15 protein-coding genes are annotated in these 16,773 nt (G+C 64.1%); 6 read left to right on the top strand and 9 right to left on the bottom strand.

Translation table 11 applies throughout. The features are described from left to right. The 3 genes from AX702_RS13855 to AX702_RS13845 all read right to left on the bottom strand — a co-directional run. A partial coding sequence (locus AX702_RS13855; RefSeq protein WP_197420608.1) for a class I SAM-dependent methyltransferase occupies positions 1-818 on the bottom strand: 818 nt, incomplete at its 3' end. Positions 819-872: 54 nt separating this feature from the next. Then, positions 873-2,222 (bottom strand): cryptochrome/photolyase family protein, encoded by a 1,350-nt coding sequence (locus AX702_RS13850; protein ID WP_066780522.1) that lies wholly within the window; start codon positions 2,220-2,222, stop codon positions 873-875. Positions 2,223-2,229: 7 nt separating this feature from the next. Next, complete coding sequence (locus AX702_RS13845) at positions 2,230-3,159, bottom strand: histone deacetylase family protein (protein ID WP_066780520.1); 930 nt, start codon at positions 3,157-3,159, stop codon at positions 2,230-2,232. A gap of 43 nt (positions 3,160-3,202) precedes the next feature. On the opposite strand from AX702_RS13845, the gene AX702_RS13840 reads away from it, so the two are divergent. After that, positions 3,203-4,225, top strand: coding sequence for an alpha/beta hydrolase (locus AX702_RS13840; RefSeq protein ID WP_066780518.1), 1,023 nt, complete (start codon positions 3,203-3,205; stop codon positions 4,223-4,225). An 89-nt stretch (positions 4,226-4,314) separates the two neighbouring features. On the opposite strand, the gene AX702_RS13835 is transcribed toward AX702_RS13840, so the two are convergent. Beyond that, positions 4,315-7,344 (bottom strand): TonB-dependent receptor plug domain-containing protein, encoded by a 3,030-nt coding sequence (locus AX702_RS13835; RefSeq protein ID WP_066780516.1) that lies wholly within the window; start codon positions 7,342-7,344, stop codon positions 4,315-4,317. 206 nt (positions 7,345-7,550) lie between these two features. Beyond that, a complete protein-coding gene (ahcY, locus tag AX702_RS13830; protein ID WP_066780514.1) occupies positions 7,551-8,972 on the bottom strand; it encodes an adenosylhomocysteinase in 1,422 nt (473 codons plus the stop codon). 303 nt (positions 8,973-9,275) lie between these two features. On the opposite strand from ahcY, the gene AX702_RS13825 reads away from it, so the two are divergent. Further along, the gene (locus AX702_RS13825; protein WP_066780512.1) at positions 9,276-10,217 is read left to right on the top strand and encodes a class I SAM-dependent methyltransferase; all 942 of its coding nucleotides are present in this window, start codon (positions 9,276-9,278) and stop codon (positions 10,215-10,217) included. A 37-nt stretch (positions 10,218-10,254) separates the two neighbouring features. Here AX702_RS13825 and AX702_RS13820 read toward each other — a convergent pair whose 3' ends face one another. Continuing rightward, a complete protein-coding gene (locus AX702_RS13820) occupies positions 10,255-10,815 on the bottom strand; it encodes a YqgE/AlgH family protein (protein ID WP_066780510.1) in 561 nt (186 codons plus the stop codon). Between the two features lie 103 nt (positions 10,816-10,918). Here AX702_RS13820 and AX702_RS13815 point away from each other — a divergent pair, with 103 nt between their 5' ends. The 4 genes from AX702_RS13815 to AX702_RS13800 all read left to right on the top strand — a co-directional run bounded on the left by AX702_RS13815 (position 10,919) and on the right by AX702_RS13800 (position 13,810). Further along, a complete protein-coding gene (locus AX702_RS13815) occupies positions 10,919-11,398 on the top strand; it encodes a peroxiredoxin (protein ID WP_066780509.1) in 480 nt (159 codons plus the stop codon). Positions 11,399-11,440: 42 nt separating this feature from the next. Continuing rightward, positions 11,441-11,692 (top strand): hypothetical protein, encoded by a 252-nt coding sequence (locus AX702_RS13810; protein WP_066780508.1) that lies wholly within the window; start codon positions 11,441-11,443, stop codon positions 11,690-11,692. Between the two features lie 74 nt (positions 11,693-11,766). Then, entirely contained in the window at positions 11,767-13,197 is a 1,431-nt protein-coding gene (locus AX702_RS13805; RefSeq protein ID WP_066780507.1) for an AMP nucleosidase, read from the top strand. Between the two features lie 76 nt (positions 13,198-13,273). Beyond that, a complete protein-coding gene (locus AX702_RS13800) occupies positions 13,274-13,810 on the top strand; it encodes a hypothetical protein (RefSeq protein WP_082746261.1) in 537 nt (178 codons plus the stop codon). Positions 13,811-13,890: 80 nt separating this feature from the next. On the opposite strand, the gene AX702_RS13795 is transcribed toward AX702_RS13800, so the two are convergent. The 3 genes from AX702_RS13795 to AX702_RS13785 form a co-directional block, all read right to left on the bottom strand. Then, a complete protein-coding gene (locus tag AX702_RS13795) occupies positions 13,891-15,714 on the bottom strand; it encodes a M2 family metallopeptidase (RefSeq protein WP_066780503.1) in 1,824 nt (607 codons plus the stop codon). A gap of 54 nt (positions 15,715-15,768) precedes the next feature. Beyond that, positions 15,769-16,530, bottom strand: a complete 762-nt coding sequence (locus tag AX702_RS13790) for an alpha/beta fold hydrolase (protein WP_066780501.1) — start codon at positions 16,528-16,530, stop codon at positions 15,769-15,771. Then, a partial coding sequence (locus AX702_RS13785) for a GFA family protein (protein ID WP_197420607.1) occupies positions 16,511-16,773 on the bottom strand: 263 nt, incomplete at its 5' end. The genes AX702_RS13790 and AX702_RS13785, both read right to left, overlap by 20 nt.

Here is a 16,773-nt window from a genome sequence, read left to right as displayed (position 1 = left end):
AGATAATCGTTCCAGTAACGCTCCCCCACCGCCTCGACCATCTCGATTGAAGCGATGCCGTCATATTGCCCTTTGACGTCGCGATAATCGGTCAGTGACACGGCCACCGGCAGGTCGCGGGTGCGCACCGCCACATGCCGCTGCTGCTCCTCCGCCAGCGTGATCGCACGCACCTTGATGCCCCGCTTGCCCGCCGCTTCCGCCAGCGATCCCCAACCGCAGCCGATCTCCAGCATCGTCCCGCCGGCGGGCACGTCCAGTCGGTCAAGAATGGCGGAAAGCTTGCGATGCTGCCCGGCCTCCAGCGTATCGCCAGCGGCGAACAAGGCGCTGGAATAGGTCAGCGTCGGGTCCAGCCACGCTTCGTAGAAATCGTTGCCTAGATCGTAATGCGCAGCAATGTTGCGCCGGGCGTTGCGCCGGTCATTGTGGCGAAGGGCATGGATCAGCCGGGCGGCGACACGCGCTCCGCGCTTCGCCCGCGCCACATTGCCCAGCGTGCCCCGGTTACGCATGAACAGGTCGAAGATCGGCACCAGATCCGGGCTGGTCCAGTCGCCATCCACCCATCCTTCGTACCAGCCGATCGACCCGCCGGTCACCAGTCGCCGCAACGCGCGCCAGCGCACCACCGCGACATGCGCGATCGGGCCCGGTCCTCTTCCGCCGAGCAGCCTGCATGTTCCGTCGGGCAGGCTTGCCTCGATCGCTCCTTGCTCCAACCCGGCATCGATCCGATCGAGAATGCGATGATAAAGCGGCGCGACGCTGCGCGCCCAGCGGTTATGTGACCGCGCCAGTTCGACCTTCCCGTGCATGGCGCGCTCATGCACCGGCGGGGCACGCGGCGAAAGAGGCCAAGATGGTGGCGGTCAGCGTACTTTGCGGCCCGCCGCCAGTGCGCGTTCGCGCGCTTCGCGATGGCCGATGATCTTCGGCGGGTAATCGGCGGGGCGACAGCCTGCCTCGTCCGGGTCGTGGATCGTCGCGTCGGATACCCCGCGCAGCTCCGGCACCCAGCGCCGGATATAGTCGCCCGCCTCGAACTTCTCCGATTGGCTCAGCGGCGCCATGATCCGGCCGAACATGTTGGCGTCGATCCCGGTACCCGCCACCCACTGCCAGTTCACGCTGTTGTTGCCGTAATCGGCGTCGACCAGCGTATCCCAGAACCAGCGCTCGCCTTCGCGCCAGTCGACCAGCAGATGCTTCACGAGGAAGCTCGCGGTGATCATGCGCACCCGGTTGTGCATCCATCCGGTTGCCCACAATTGCCGCATCCCGGCATCGACGATGGGATAGCCGGTCCGCCCCTGCTGCCACGCCTTCAGGTCCGCCGGCGCCTCTCGCCATGGTAGTCGATCGAACTGCCTGCGCCCGTTCTCACGCGCATAATCGGGCAGCGCCAGGATCAGCCCCGCGGTGAAATCCCGCCATGCCAGCTCTCGCCGAAACGCGGCCCCACCCTCGCCCCCGTCGCTCAGCTTATGCCACACCTGCCGCGGTGAGAACTCGCCATGGTGAAGGTGAGGCGACAGCCGGGACGTGCCTTCCTCGGACGGCATGTTGCGCCCGGTCGAATAGTGCCGGATCGCATCCGCGAAGGTTTCGAGGGCCGCGCGTGCCCCCGCCTCTCCTGGCGTCCACTCCTCGAAGCCGCTTGCCCAGTTCGGCCGGGTTGGCAGGAGGTTCCAGTCCGCGAGATCGTCGCTCGCGGGCCAGCGCTCGGGCGCGGTTAACACGTCCGGGGGGCCGCACGGGGGCTCGGGCGGCAGCATGGCCGAAAGACTCCGGAAGAAGGCCGAGAAAATCCGGAAGCGGCCGCCGCTTGCCGTTGTCACGCTCTCCGGCGGCCGCAGATGCCCCCCCTCGTGCAAGCAAAGCCCTTCGCCAATGGCCGCTTCTGCTGCCCGCCACCATGGTTCGTAATGGCGGATGGTGTGGATGGCGTCGGCGCCAGTTTCCTCCGCCAGTGCCAACAGGGTTGCCGCCGCAGGGCCCTGCCGCAGGATCAGCCGGCTGCCTTTCTCCCGCAGCGATGCGTCCAGCGTGGCTAGGCTGTGGTGCAGCCACCAGCGCTGCGCACCGCCGATCCGCCACTCACCCGGTCCTTCGTTATCAAGCACATAGACGGGAATGATCGCGCCCGATGCAGCGGCCGATAGCAGCGCTGGGTGGTCGTGGAGGCGGAGGTCCTGGCGAAACCAGACGATGGTGGTCATCGCCGCTCTACGCGGCTGGGGTCAGCCGGGTTCCTGCCTGCCATCGCTCGGCATAGGCCCGGCCCAGCCGCAGGATGACATCAACATGCCGCCGCGCGATGGCCAGCACGTCATCGCCATACCCACCCCCCACCGTGCTCGCCATCGGCAGCCCGCGCTCAAGCGCCATGTTCGCGACCAGCAGGTCACGTTTACCCAGTCCGTCCTCCGTCAGCGAGAGGCGCCCCAGCCGGTCGCCGCTGAACGGATCGACCCCGCCCTGATAAAGGATCAAATCGGGCGCGAACTCCTGAAGCAGCGGCGGCAATGTCGATCGCAGCGCATCCAGATAGCCCGCGTCATCCACGCCGTCGGGCAAAGGCACATCCACGGTGGACCTCGCCTTTCGTGCCGGGAAGTTCTTTTCCGCGTGAATCGAATAGGTTGCGATGGCTGGGTGGCCGGCGGTCAGCGCGGCCGTGCCATCGCCCTGATGCACGTCCACATCGACAATCAGGACGCGGCGGCCTTCGCGTGCGAGTTGCAGTGCTGCGATCGCCAGATCGTTGAACACGCAATAGCCAGCACCCGTCGCCGCCAGCGCGTGATGGCTGCCCCCTGCCGTGTTCGCGGCAAAGCCATGGGCCATCGCAAGCCGCGCCGCCTGGTATGTGCCGCCAGGCACCACCTGCGCTCGCCGCGCCACCACCGCCGTCACAGGAAAGCCGATCCGCCGTTCCTTGTCCCGTGGAACGCGGGCCTCCAGCACCTCCGCGACATAGCCGGGATCATGCGCCGCCTCGAGCCAGGAGCGCAGCGCCAGATCCGGCTCGTGCCAGCAAATCGCCGTCCCCTCGTCGCGCAGGAGATCACGAATCGCGCCGTTCTTGCCCCAGCGATAACTGCTCCTGCCGGGCGCTTCCGCGACGTAATCGGGGTGATGGACGACAGCGATCATCTGCGCCAAGATAGGTAGCAAAAGCGAACCTGAGGAGAGAGGAATGACTGATACGCTGATCCGCGACACGCAGGGTGGCGCCGCTTCATCGAACGATGGGCCCTATGTGCGCCCCGACGTGCGCGGCTTCCTCGATTTTCTGAACAGCACGCCCGGCCCCAAGACGCATGAAGGCACCGCCGAGGCTGCGCGCCAGATGTATCTCGCGATGAAGGACGTTGCTGATACGCCGGTCGGGGAGCTCGCAACGATCAAGGACCTCATCATCCCCGGGCCCGCCGGTGACATTCCGGCGCGCCTGTTCGACGTACGCGCCACGCGGGAACCGGGCCCGGTGGTGGTCTTCTTCCACGGCGGCGGCTTCGTGATCGGCAACATCGATACCCATGCCAGCTTCACCGCGGAAATGTCGCGCCAGCTCGATCTGCCGGTGGTCTCGGTAGATTATCGCCTCGCGCCGGAGCATCGCTGGCCAGCCGCCCCGGCGGACTGCGAAGCGGCGGCACGCTGGATCGCCTCCAGCCCGTCGGAACTGGGCCGGACCGCCACCGGGTTGGTCCTGTCGGGCGACAGCGCCGGCGGGACGCTGACGATCACCACGGCGATGAGCCTGCGGGACAATGCCGCCGACGTGCCGGTCATCGTTCAGGCGCCAATGTATCCGGCCGCCGACATGAACAAGGAATATCCCTCGTTCAACGACTTCGCCGATGGTTACCTCCTCACCCGCGAGACGATGATCTGGTTCGCGGAACATTATCAGGCCGACTTCACCGATTTCCGGGGATCGCCGATGATCGGCAATCTGGTCGGCCTCCCGCCGGCGGTGGTCATCACGGCGAGCCTGGATCCGATCCGCGATCAGGGCCGCGCTTATGCCGCCGCGTTGATCCTGGCGGGCGTACCGGTCACGTTCCGTGAGGCGATCGGCAACATCCACGGCTTCATCACGTTGCGACAGGCCGTGCCGTCCAGCGCCGGTGACGTTGCCGGCTATCTCGCCGCCGTGAAGGACGCGGTGGTCCAGGCGGAAGGCCAGCGGGTGATGAAGCAGGCAGCAGGCTAATCGCCGCTCTTCACTCGTCGAACACGCAAAAAGGGGGGCTGGAACGGATGTGCGTTCCAGCCCCCCTCCGATTCAAGCAGGCGACCCGATCAGAAGATCGAGTCGAGCGCCAGCCGCGCCCCGGCATAGAAGTACCGGCCTATAGGCGAATAGGGATAACGAATGCTCGCTACGTCGCCGACCTTGTTGGTCAGATTGTTGACGCCGAAGTAGATGTTGAACCTGTCGCCAGCGGCGATGGACGCCTGAACATCATGCTCCCAGCGTTCGCGGTAGAAGATGTATTGCGGATCCGAGATGTCCGGGTTCGCGACAACCTCGTCCTCCGTGTACCGGCGAAGCTTGCTGAAATAGTTCAGGCCATAGTTCAGCGTCAGCGCGTCCTTGGTCCAGGTAAGGTCAAAGGTTCCGCTATATTTCGGCGCCAGCCGGGTCACGCTGGCACGCAGCAACTCGTTCTCGCGCTCGGCACCGGGCGTCGGCACAAAGTCCAGACGATCGAGGTAATTGCCCACCAGCTTGAGGTTGAACACACCGGCCGAACCAGCGTCGATCCGGTAATTGGCCGTCACGTCCAGTCCCTGCGTGCGGAACTCGGCGACATTCTGCGGACGCACGAAATAGTCGGACACATAACCCGTGGTGGAAGAGCGGGTCACGTTGGCACAATAGATGTTGTCGAGCGTCGGCTGATCGACGCACAGGTCGACAAGCTGCTGCGCCTCGGGCGTGTTGATCGCATCCCTAAGCTTAATGTTGAACCAGTCCGCGGTGATCTGCAGCCCCGGCACGAAGTGCGGCTGGACGACGACGCCGACCGTCCATGTCTTCGCGGTTTCCTCACCCAGAGCGTTGTTGCCGCCGGAACGGCCCGGCAATGTGGCGGTCGCCTGCGGGTCGTTCACCGGGTTGAAGGCGGAGATCTGGGCCGGCGAAAGGCCGGCCGCGGTCAGCGCCGCCTGGCAATTGGCGACGCGATATTGCGTGCCCTCCGGCAGATTCTCCGGATCGCACGGATCATCGATAAAGGAGAAGGCCCCGTTCTGCGGCGCGAACAGCTCCGTCACGTTCGGTGCGCGCACCGCTTCCGAATACCCGCCGCGGAACCGCACGTCGCGCACGGGAGCGTAGATCCCGCTGACCTGCCAGGTCGTGGTGCTGCCCACCGTGGAATAATCGGACAGGCGAAGGGCGGCATTGAATTCCAGCGTGTCGGCAAACGGCAGGTCGCGCAGCACGGGAACGCGCAGTTCTCCGAACGCTTCCTTGACATCGAAGCTGCCGCGCTCCGGCAGGATCTGCGCCAAATCGGCCAGGGCACCTTGCTGTGACAGCGGGTCCGACACGAAGGAGCTGATTTCCTTGCGGTATTCACCGCCAATCGCGAAATCGACCGGCCCGCCAGGCAGCTCAAAGAACTGGCCGAAGTCGCCCGAGATCGATCCCGATACCACATGCTGCTGCACGCGATAGGTGTTGATCAGATCGGCATTGATGAAGTTGAGGGCCGCGGCACTCGCCACATTTTCACCCAGGATGTTCAGCGGCTGACACCCGCTGCTTGCCCCCGGCGTGAAGGTGGTTGCCGGCGCATCGAAGTTGTTCGGGTCGATGTTGGCGGTGGGATCCAGATCCGAACGACACACGATCTGCCCGCTGGTCGGATCGCGCACCGCATCAAGCGCCGCGAAATAGCGGTCCGCAATGCGATAGTTGGTGCTCAGGAACCGGCTGTCGGTCCGCCCATAGACATAGGAAATTTCATATCGGGCATGGTCGCTGATCCGCCCGTCCGCGCCGATGACGGCACGATAGGTTTCACGCTTGTTCGATTCACCCCGCACGCCAAGATCGAAATTGTCGCGCGAGACCAGCGCGCCGGCCGGTGCAGCGCCGCCGAAGCGATCCAGGAGAAAGGCATTGTCCGGCGCGAGATAGGTGAAGAAGTCGAAACTCGGCTGCGCGACGCTGAAGCTCTTGGTGTTGGTGTATTTGCCCTGCGCGAACAGTCGCAGCGCCGGTGACACTTCGAAGCTCGTCAGCAGATTGATGTTGTGAATGCGGTTCTGCGGCTGGAGATCGCCCTGATAGCCCGCCTGTGGCGTGCTGTCGCCGCCCTGCGTTAGGCCGGTGCCCGGCAGGAGGCGGCCGCGATCATATACCCGGCCGCTGCCCGTGAAGTCTGGCGTCCCGGTAAATTCGAGTTCTCCGGTTTCGGGGTTCAGTACCTGGCGCACGTTCACCGCGCCATCGCGCGAACTGTCGGCATAGCGCAGGTTGTTGGTCAGCACGCGGTCGAAGCGGCTCGGATCGTCCGGGATGTCGCCCGGATCGCGAACCAGTCCGAACAACTGCTGCGGATCGCCGGTGCGGCTGCGGCTGAAGCTGCTGAGCCGGTCGTCTTCCCGGAACTCATACGACAGGGCCACATTGCCGCGACCACCGGAGAAGTTCTTGCCCGCGGTGATCGAGATATAGCGGTTGCCCGCATCGCCCTCGTCCGAAATGCCGGTCTGGGCACGGGCGAGCAGCCCCTCGAAATTGCGCTTCAGGACGAAGTTGACGACGCCCGACACGCCATCCGCACCGTACACTGCCGATGCGCCGCCCGTGGTCACGTCGATTCGATCGATCAGGTCGACAGGGATGGTGTTGATGTCCACCGATGCCGAGCCGGGCAATCCCGCAACGTGGCGGCGACCGTCGACCAGCACCAGCGTACGATCCGTTCCCAGATTGCGCAGGTTCAGGAGGTTGGTGCCCGTTGCGCCGAACCCTCCGGTCGACCCCGACTGTGTACCGCTGGTGGATGAACCAAGCAGGGCGGGGTTTTGCGCCAGGAAATCGGTTACGTTCACACGGCCCGATTGTTGAAGCGTCGCGGCCGAGAAGCTCGTCACCGGGGTGGGAGCATCCACTTCGGGGCGGGCGATGCGCGAACCGGTGACGACGATGTCGGCGTCCCCGCTCGCATCATCGGTCACTGTTGCGACATTGTCGGCGGTCGGCACCTCTGCGGTCTGGCTCTGCACGGTCGGCTCGACCTGCGCGGCAGCGGGAAGAGCGATCATGCCGCTCAGGAGAGAAGATGCCAGTAGCGTGCGGCGCAACGTAGTCATGACTAAGCCCTTTTACTGATCGGGGCGCCCGTTTCGGCGCTCTTGATTTTGGGGGGCTCAACTCTTCGTACTGCGCCTTGGATGCAAGCTTTCCGTAGCGTTAACTACATTGCCTTGGGACGTGTTGCACCAAGGTTACACGGATCCGAAACGAAAACGGCGGCCGCCCTCGCGAGCGACCGCCGTTTGCACCGTGGATCAGCGCATCAGTAGCGATAGTGATCCGGCTTGAACGGCCCCTCGACCGGCACGCCGATGTAGCCCGCCTGCTTAGCCGTCAGCTTCGACAGCTGCACGCCCAGCTTCTCGAGGTGCAGCGCCGCAACCTTCTCGTCGAGGTGCTTGGGCAGAACGTACACTTCGTTCTTGTAGTTCTCGCCCTTGGTCCACAGCTCGATCTGCGCCAGCGTCTGGTTGGTGAACGATGCGCTCATCACGAAAGACGGATGTCCGGTCGCGCAGCCCAGATTCACCAGGCGGCCCTTGGCAAGAACGATGATCTGCTTGCCGTCCGGGAACTTCACCAGGTCGGTTCCCGGCTTCACTTCGGTCCACTCGTAATTGTCGAGTGCCGCGATCTGGATCTCACTGTCGAAGTGGCCAATGTTGCAAACGATGCTCATCGGCTTCATCGCCTTCATGTGATCGGCCGTGATCACATCAGCGTTGCCGGTCGCGGTGACGAAGATGTCGGCGCGCTTCACCGCCTCGTCCATCGTCACAACCTCGAAGCCTTCCATCGCCGCCTGCAGCGCGCAGATCGGGTCGATCTCGGTAACGAGCACGCGCGCGCCGCCATTACGCAGCGACTGCGCGGAGCCCTTTCCAACATCGCCAAAGCCAGCGACGCAGGCGACCTTGCCGGCGAGCATCACGTCGGTCGCACGGCGGATCGCGTCGACCAGGGATTCCTTGCAGCCGTAAAGATTATCGAACTTCGACTTGGTCACCGAGTCATTGACGTTGATCGCGGGGAACGGCAGCTCGCCCTTCTTGGCGATCTCGTACAAGCGGTGGACGCCGGTGGTGGTCTCTTCCGAAACGCCCTTCAGGTTCTTGACCGTCTCGGTGAGATAGCCCGGCTTCTTGGCGATGAACGCCTTGAGCGCGCGCTGGAACTCGACCTCTTCAGCATTCTCCGGCTCGCCAAAGGAAGCGCCGGCTTCGAGCTTGGCGCCCCAGAGCGCGAACATCGTCGCGTCGCCGCCATCGTCGAGGATGATGTTGGCGGTCTGGCCGTTGCCGTCATCCCAATCGAAGATGCTGCCGACATAGTCCCAGTAATCGGCCAGGCTCTCGCCCTTCACCGCGAACACCGGGATGCCGGCTGCGGCGATCGCGGCCGCGGCATGGTCCTGCGTCGAGAAGATGTTGCAGGTCGCCCAGCGGACGTCGGCACCCAGCGCGGTCAGCGTCTCGATCAGCACGGCGGTCTGGATCGTCATGTGCAGCGAGCCGGTGATGCGCGCGCCCTTCAGCGGCTGGGACGCGCCATATTCCTCGCGCAGCGCCATCAGGCCCGGCATCTCCGTCTCGGCGATGTTGATTTCGGCGCGGCCGAAATCGGCAAGGCCGATGTCCTTGATGACATAGTCGGTGGTGGTGGGACGATCGAGAACGGTGGCCACTACGGGTCTCCAGGAAAGTGACGCCGGCCAAGGCCTATCACCGGCCGGCATACCGCCAGACATAACGCCCGACCCTCCTGATTACAAATATAAAGATATCTTTATATCTCAGCCGAAGCCGGTCTGTGTAGCTGCGCTCCTCACCCGTTGGAGGAATTGACATAGCCCGTTTGTACCCAGGTCTGACATAATCACCCTGCGGGGTTGGCGTGCTCAGTTCAGCAACAATCCCACCCCCATGCCTTCATCCTTAGCTCAAGAGGCACTGTCGCTGGATGGTGCGGCGGTGCGTACGATCGCTCCATGCTTGTTTCCCTTGAAGAGATCGCGCCGCTGTTGCGCTCGCCGGTAACGGGCGGGCCACTGACACGTTGCGAAACAAGCCTGGTGGACGAAGCGGATACGTCCACTAGGTTCAGCTTCGTCGGCCACGCGCCGGTACTCGTGGATTTCAGCCGCTCCATCTTCTCGCAGGAAGCCCTGCTCGCCAACCAAGCGGAGAGCCAGGTGCGCCGACCGCGCTTCCATGGGCTGCGCTCGCAGGTGAAGCGCCTCCTTTCGCCGCCAAAGAAAATCACCAGCGAGAACGTTCAGGAATTCATCCGGCTGCTGCTGAGGGACAACGACCGTCCGGTGGTGCTTGTCGTCGGGGGTGGCACGATCGGACAAGGAATGGCGCCGCTCTACGAACATCCCACCATTCGCGTGGTAGCGCTGGACGTATATGCGTCTCCCTTGGCACAGCTCGTCGCGGATGCGCACCAGATCCCTTTGGCAGACGCCAGCGTCGACGGCGTGGTGGTTCAGGCCGTTCTCGAACATGTGCTGGAACCACAGGTCGTCGTGGACGAGATATGGCGCGTCCTGCGGCCAGGCGGTATCGCTTATGCTGAAACGCCGTTCCTTCAGCATGTGCACGAAGGTGCCTATGACTTCCTCCGCTTCACGGCGAGCGGGCATCGCTGGCTGTTCCGCCGGTTTGAGGCGATCCGCACCGGCGTTTGCGGCGGCGCCGGCACGCAGATGCTCTGGTCCATCGACTATTTCGTTCGTGGGCTGTTTCGCTCCGTCGCTGCCGGGAAGGTCGCCAAGCTGTCGTTCTTCTGGCTGGCGGCATTCGATCCGCTCATCCCAGCAGCCTATGCGAGCGATGCCGCAAGCGGCTTCTACCTCATGGGTCGCAAAAGCGAGACGGGTCTGACGCCTCAGCAAATGCCCGCGGTCTATCATGGCGCACAGGGTTGACCGTCCTCACCGCGCAGGTCTCGCGCAGACAGATCGTTCAGGCGTGCCCGCTTTCACTGCCGAGCAGCCTCGGGTCGATGCCGGCGGCGCTGAACCCGCGGCTCCATCGATCCGCCGTGCCCGTGTCGAACAACATGCCCTCGTCGTCGTTCACGTTCAGCCAGCCATGCCGCGTCATCTCGTCATCGAGCTGACCTGCGCCCCATCCGGCGTAGCCAAGGGCGACCAGCCAGCGCCCCGGCCCCTTGCCCGAAGCGATCGCGCGCAAGGCGTCGAGCGTTCCGGAAAGCGCCCATTTGCCGGCCACGTCGATGGTGTCCTGGCCGCTCCAGTCACGCGAATGCAGAACAAAGCCACGGCGCGTCTCGACAGGACCACCGAAATGAATGGGCGCATTCGGCGTCTCGCCGGGATCGATGCTCACCTGCTCCAGCACGTCGTGCAGTCCGAGCCCGGCGAGTTGAGCGCCGATTCCGATGCCGATCGCCCCCTTTGTGTCATGCGCGCACACGGCGATCACCGCTTGCTGAAATCGCGGATCGCCGATCCCGGGCATGGCGAGGAGGAACTGGCCGGTGAGAAAGGTCGCTGTCTCCATAGAGTTACTCTAAGCCGAGCGACGCCGGGTCGTCACGCTTGAAAAGAAGCCACGGCATTGCGAGGAGAGGCCAACCGCAACAAGCGGCTGCAGGAGAATTCGAATGACGATCAAGGTCGGGGACAAGCTGCCCGGGACTACTCTTGTGAAAGCGACGGAAAACGGTCCTGAAGCGATTGACGCGCAGGATTATTTCGCTGGTCGACGAATTGCCCTGTTCGCGGTTCCGGGCGCCTTCACCCCGACTTGCTCCGCGAAGCACCTGCCCGGCTTCGTCGAAAAGGCCGGCGAGCTGAAGGCGAAGGGGATCGACGAGATTGCCTGCACGTCCGTGAATGATCCGTTCGTGCTTGGCGCATGGTCGAAGTCGGCCGGCGCATCCGACGTAACCATGCTCGCCGACGGCAACGGAGACTTCGCCGAAGCGCTCGGCCTGTCCATGGATGGGTCGAAGTTCGGCATGGGCAAGCGCAGCCAGCGCTATGCCATGATCGTCAACGACGGCGTGGTGGAGCAACTCCATGTCGAGGCGCCGGGCGAGTTCAAGGTCAGCTCGGCCGATCACCTTCTCGGCAACCTCTGATCAAGGCACGCGTTGGTCGGCTATCTTCGAAGGAGGAATGGCATGACCAACGCAACCCACACCGATGCGGGCCAGAAGGACTCAGCCACCTTGGCGGAGCGCGCGCGTAACGCTGCCGGTGACGCTCAGGCGCGGATGAACTCCGCTACCACCGCGACCGTGGATGCTGCCAAGGAGCATCCCTATGCGACAGCGGGCATCATCGCCGGTGTCGCTGCCGCCGTGGGCGGTGCCGCTTACGCCGCCAGCCGGCGCAGCCAGCCGGAAACCGGCAAGGGCAAAACCAAACACTGATGAACCAGGGCCGCTCCGCGCACGCAGCGGAGCGGCGTCTTGCCAGTGTCACCGCCGCGGCGTAACAATCCGCGATGACTGCACAAGAGATCGTTGCCGAACTAGACCGGCTCTACACCGACGCTGTTGCCCGCTTACAAGCCGCACTGAACCTTTACCTGACCAAGGGTGTGGCGCCCTCGCCCGAATCCCGCCGTGACGGCTCGTTCGCTTATCCGGAAATTCGTCTGAGGTTCCTGGGTGGCATCGATCGCCCTGCCCCGCTGCGCTCGTTCGGCCGGCTGGTCACGCCCGGCGAATACCGCATTTCCGTAACAAAGCCCGGCTTGTTCGCCGAATACCTAATCGAGCAGCTTACCCTGCTGATCGAGGATTATGAGGTTTCGGTCGAAGCGGTTCCGGGCGCAACGGAGATCCCCTTCCCCTACGTGCTTGATGCGGGCCACGCGCTCAGCCTGGACGAAGTCTCCGCGGCCGAACTCGCCCGGCATTTCCCGGCAACCGAACTTGCCCATATCGGTGACGAGATTGCCGATGGATTGTGGGCGTCGATCGACGGAACACGCCCGCTCGCCCTCTTTGACGGGCTTCGCACCGATTTCAGCCTCGCCCGCTTGCGGCACTATACCGGCACGGCGCCGGAGCATGTCCAGCGGTATGTGCTGTTCACCAACTATCACCGCTACGTCGACGAATTCGTCCGCTGGGCCACGGCGCAGGTAGATGGCGACAGCCGCTTCACCGCACTGGCCGGCCCCGGCGGCGTGATGTTCCGTCCCGGGGATGATCCCGCGATGCTGGATGACACGGCATGGCGGCGGCTCCAGATGCCGGCCTACCACCTCATGGCGCCGGATCGCGCCGGCATCACCCTGGTCAACATCGGCGTCGGCCCGTCCAACGCGAAGACGATCACCGATCACCTGGCCGTGACCCGGCCGGATGCCTGGATGATGATCGGCCACTGCGGCGGGCTGCGGCCGTCGCAGCGCATCGGGGACTATGTCCTGGCGCACGCCTATCTTCGCGACGACCATGTGCTGGATGATATGCTGCCGCCCGAGATCCCTGTCCCCGCCATCGCGGAGGTGCAGCAGGCGCTGGCACGAGCCGCCGAAACCGTCTCCGGTCAATCCGGCGAGGAACTGAAGCGGCGCCTGCGCACCGGCACGATCGTCACGACGGACGATCGCAACTGGGAGCTTCGCTACAGCCGGTCGGCGCTACGTTTCTCGCTCAGCCGCGCAGTCGGGATCGACATGGAATCGGCAACAATCGCGGCGCAGGGCTTCCGCTTCCGCGTTCCATACGGAACCCTGCTGTGCGTGTCCGACAAGCCGTTGCACGGCGAGCTCAAATTGCCGGGCCAAGCCAACCGCTTCTACGAGCGGGCGATTTCCGAACATATGCGGATCGGGATCGAGACCTGCGAAGAACTGCGCCGCGAGGGGCAGAAGCTGCACAGCCGCAAGCTGCGCGCCTTCAACGAGCCGCCGTTCCGCTAAACGACGTTGCGGTGAGGAAACGTTTCATCGGGTCGCTGCGTTACGCTCCCCATTCATGCAGTATGGGGAGCTGACCTTGGCCGACAACGAAGAAACGCCGCCTGCCGCTGCGCCCAAGCCGCCCGCCCGGCGGGCTCCGCGCAAGAGCTCCACGGCGAAGTCGGCCGCAGACAAGCCGGCTGCCAAGCCGCGCCGGAAGCCTGCGGCGGAAGCGAGTGAAAGCGCCGCAAAGCCTACGCCGGCCAGAAAGTCACCGGCCCCGCCGAAGCCGCGCTCGACCAAACGCGCGACGCCGCCGCCCAAGCGGCCCGCGAAGCCGAAGGCACAGTCGAGCGCCGAGACGGACAAGCCACCCGTCTGGAAGAGCAAGGCCGCCATTGCAGGCGGGCTCGCCGCTGTTGGTGCCGCGGCGACGGCCGCATTGCTGTCGCTACGCGGCTCGACGCCGAAGAAGCAGGCGGACGATCAACCCGCCTCCGCGAAAGACGAAAAGCCGGCAGGCACGAGCAGCTCGCCCGATGATGAGGCGAAGAAGGCGCACATGCCTGACGGCGAGGATGCATCGAAATCCTTCGAAGCCGGCATCGCAGACGAGAACGTCATACCCGAATAGCGACGCCTAAAGCGCTTGCCGCATCGATAACGTGAACACCGCTTCATGTCGCATGAAGCGGTGTTCATTGTTTCTGGCTATTACCAGCCGCTCGGCTTTCCCTTGTTCTGCTGATCGAGCCACTTCTTCAGCGGGGCGAAATAGGCGACCATCGCCTTGCCCGACATGTCGCGCGTGCCCGTGAAGGCCTGAAGCGCGTCCGGCCAGGGCTTGGACTGACCCATCTTCAGCATCGCATCGAGCTTCGCGCCCACGTCCTTGTCGCCGTAGAAGGAACAACGGTGGAGCGGCCCCTTCCAGCCAGCCTGCTTGCACGCCGCCTCGTAGAACTGGAACTGGAGAATGCGCGCCAGGAAGTAGCGCGTGTACGGCACGCCCGCCGCAACGTGATACTTGGCGCCGGCATCGAACTTGGTTTCGTCACGTGCGACCGGGGGAACGATGCCCTGGTACTGTAGGCGCAGCTTGTCCCAGCCCGCCTGCATCTGGCCAGCGGGGATCTCGCCCGAGAACAGCTGCCAGCGGTATTTGTCCACCATCAGCCCGAAAGGCAGGAACGCCACCTTGTCCATCGCCTGGCGCAGCAGCAGACCGACATCCTTGTCCGCCGCCGGCACCTTCGCCTGATCGAGCAGGTTGATCTTCACCAGATAGTCCGGCGTGATCGACAGTGCGACGAAGTCGCCGATCGCCTCGTGGAAGCCGTCATTCGCACCGTTCTTGTACAGGAACGGCTGCTGATTGTAGGCGCGCTGATAGTAATTGTGGCCGAGCTCGTGGTGGATGGTGACGAAGTCATCTGAATTCACCTTGGTGCACATCTTGATGCGCAGGTCGTCGACATTGTCGACGTCCCAGGCACTGGCGTGACAGATCACCTCGCGATCCTGCGGCTTCACGATCTGCGACCGCTTCCAGAACGTCTCGGGCAGAGGCGCAAAGCCGAGCGAGGAATAGAAACCCTCACCGGTCTTCACCATCTTCACCGGATCATACTGCTTCGCCTTGAGCAGATCGCCGATGTCATAGCCTAGGTCGCCCGCACCGGCCGGCGCCACGACGTCATAGATGTTGCCCCATTCCTGTGCCCACATGTTGCCGAGCAGGTCGGCGCGGATCGGGCCGGTCTTGGGCTGCACGGCGTCGCCGTACTTCTCATTGAGCTTCCAGCGAACATAGGTGTGCAGCGCCTGGTACAGCGGCTCCACCTCACCCCAGAGCTTATCGGTGAGCGCGGCGAATTCGTCAGGCTTCATGTCATAGCCGGACCGCCACAGCGCGCCTGCGTCCTTGAAGCCCAACCCAACCGCGCCCTCGTTGGTCAGCTTGGTCGCGGCGACATAATCCTGGCGCATCGGCGCGCCGACATTGTCGTGCCAGCTGACCCACATTTCCTTCAGCTTGGCGGGATCACGCTCATCGCCCATCGCCGCCTCGATGTCCGAGCCGTTGATCGGCTGGCCGTTCAGCGTTCCGCGGCCCTTGCCGTAGCTGGAGCCCATCTTGGTGAAGAGCGTGGACAGCTCCTCCGCCGCCCCTGCGCGGGTGGGCGCCGGCAGGGTGATCCCGCCGACCAGAAGATCGAGCTTGCGGCGGGTGTCCGCCGACAGGCCGGGCAGCGCGCGATATTTGGCGGCTTGCGTCGCGAGCTTCACCTGAAGCTCGGTATATTCGCCACCGGCCTTGGCGGCGAGCGCGTCGGTATCGTCGGTGATATAGGTCGCGTTCACCCAGGCGATCCGCGCGCCATCCACGCTGGCATCCGCAAGCTTCTTTTCTGCCGCCGCGACAAAGGCATCTGCCTGAGCAGGCGTGACTGCGGGCGAGGTCGCCTGCTGGGCCGCCACGGGAACGGCGACAAGCGTCGCCGCGAGGGCGGCGAGCGATACGATCTGACGATTCATGCTGTGTCCTGATGTGTCGTTATGGTGTGAAACTGCGCGCCGGGCGCAGCACGGTCAACCCGCCAGGAACTCTGCGATAGCTTGGCCAAGCTCCGGTTTTGTCACCGAACTCATGTGATTGCCCGGCACCTCCACCAACCGGCCGTGCGGGAGCAGATCGGCCAGCGCCGCCGCGGACCCATTGTCGTCGTCTTCTCGGCCATTCACCACAACGGCCGGCCACTCGAACGCCGCTACCGCCTCGCGCGGGGTCGATACGAACGTATCGAGAATGCCCAGCAGCGCTACCGGATCACCACCAGTCGTCTTGAGGAATGCCTCCGCGAGCCAGGCCGGGCTTCCTCGCTCGTGCTTGCCGAGATTGGTGAGGATGTGGCGAAAATGATCCTGCCGGCGCTCCGCATGAATGATGCCCTCCAACCCCATGCCGGAAAAGACGACGCGACCTGGCGTCGCGCCGGTTGCAAGCATCCGGCCGGTCGTGCGGGCTCCAAGAGAATAGCCGCCCAGATCATAATCGGTGAGGCCCAGGTGCGCGATCAGCGCATGACCATCCTGCGCCAGCGCGTCAGGCGGATAAGCGGCCGACCCATGAGGCTTGTCGCTGTCGCCATGCGCGCGAAGGTCCGGCATGATGACGCGATAGCCCTTGGCGGCGATCGCGTCGGCATGACCGTAGCGGATCCAGTTGGTATTCGCGTCTGAGAAATAGCCGTGGATCAGGACAATTGGGCGGCCAGCCCCCATCTCATGCCAGGCCAGCTTGGTGCCATCGAAACTGGCGAAGTGATGCGTCTCAATCGGGTGTTTTGCCACAAGCGTCCATCCAGCGTTTCACGACATTCTCATTCTCTTCGCTACGCGTGCGTGGCAAGTCCCCCGTATCGAGCCACGCTTCATGCATACTTTCGACTGCGTAATGATGTTTCGGTTTGAACCGTTGGGGATCGTCGAAGCTGCCGATCGTCACGTCGACGTTCTCCGCATCCTGGAGAAATGCGAAGCCAAGCGGCGTACCGCAGCCCGAGCAAAACGGCCGATGCGCGATCGCCGACGAGC

It is taken from the genome of Sphingomonas sp. CCH5-D11 (assembly GCF_001557395.1).
GTDB lineage: Bacteria > Pseudomonadota > Alphaproteobacteria > Sphingomonadales > Sphingomonadaceae > Sphingomonas.
The sequence above is the reverse complement of the archived record's forward strand: the minus strand, read 5'-3'. Positions and strand labels throughout refer to the sequence as shown.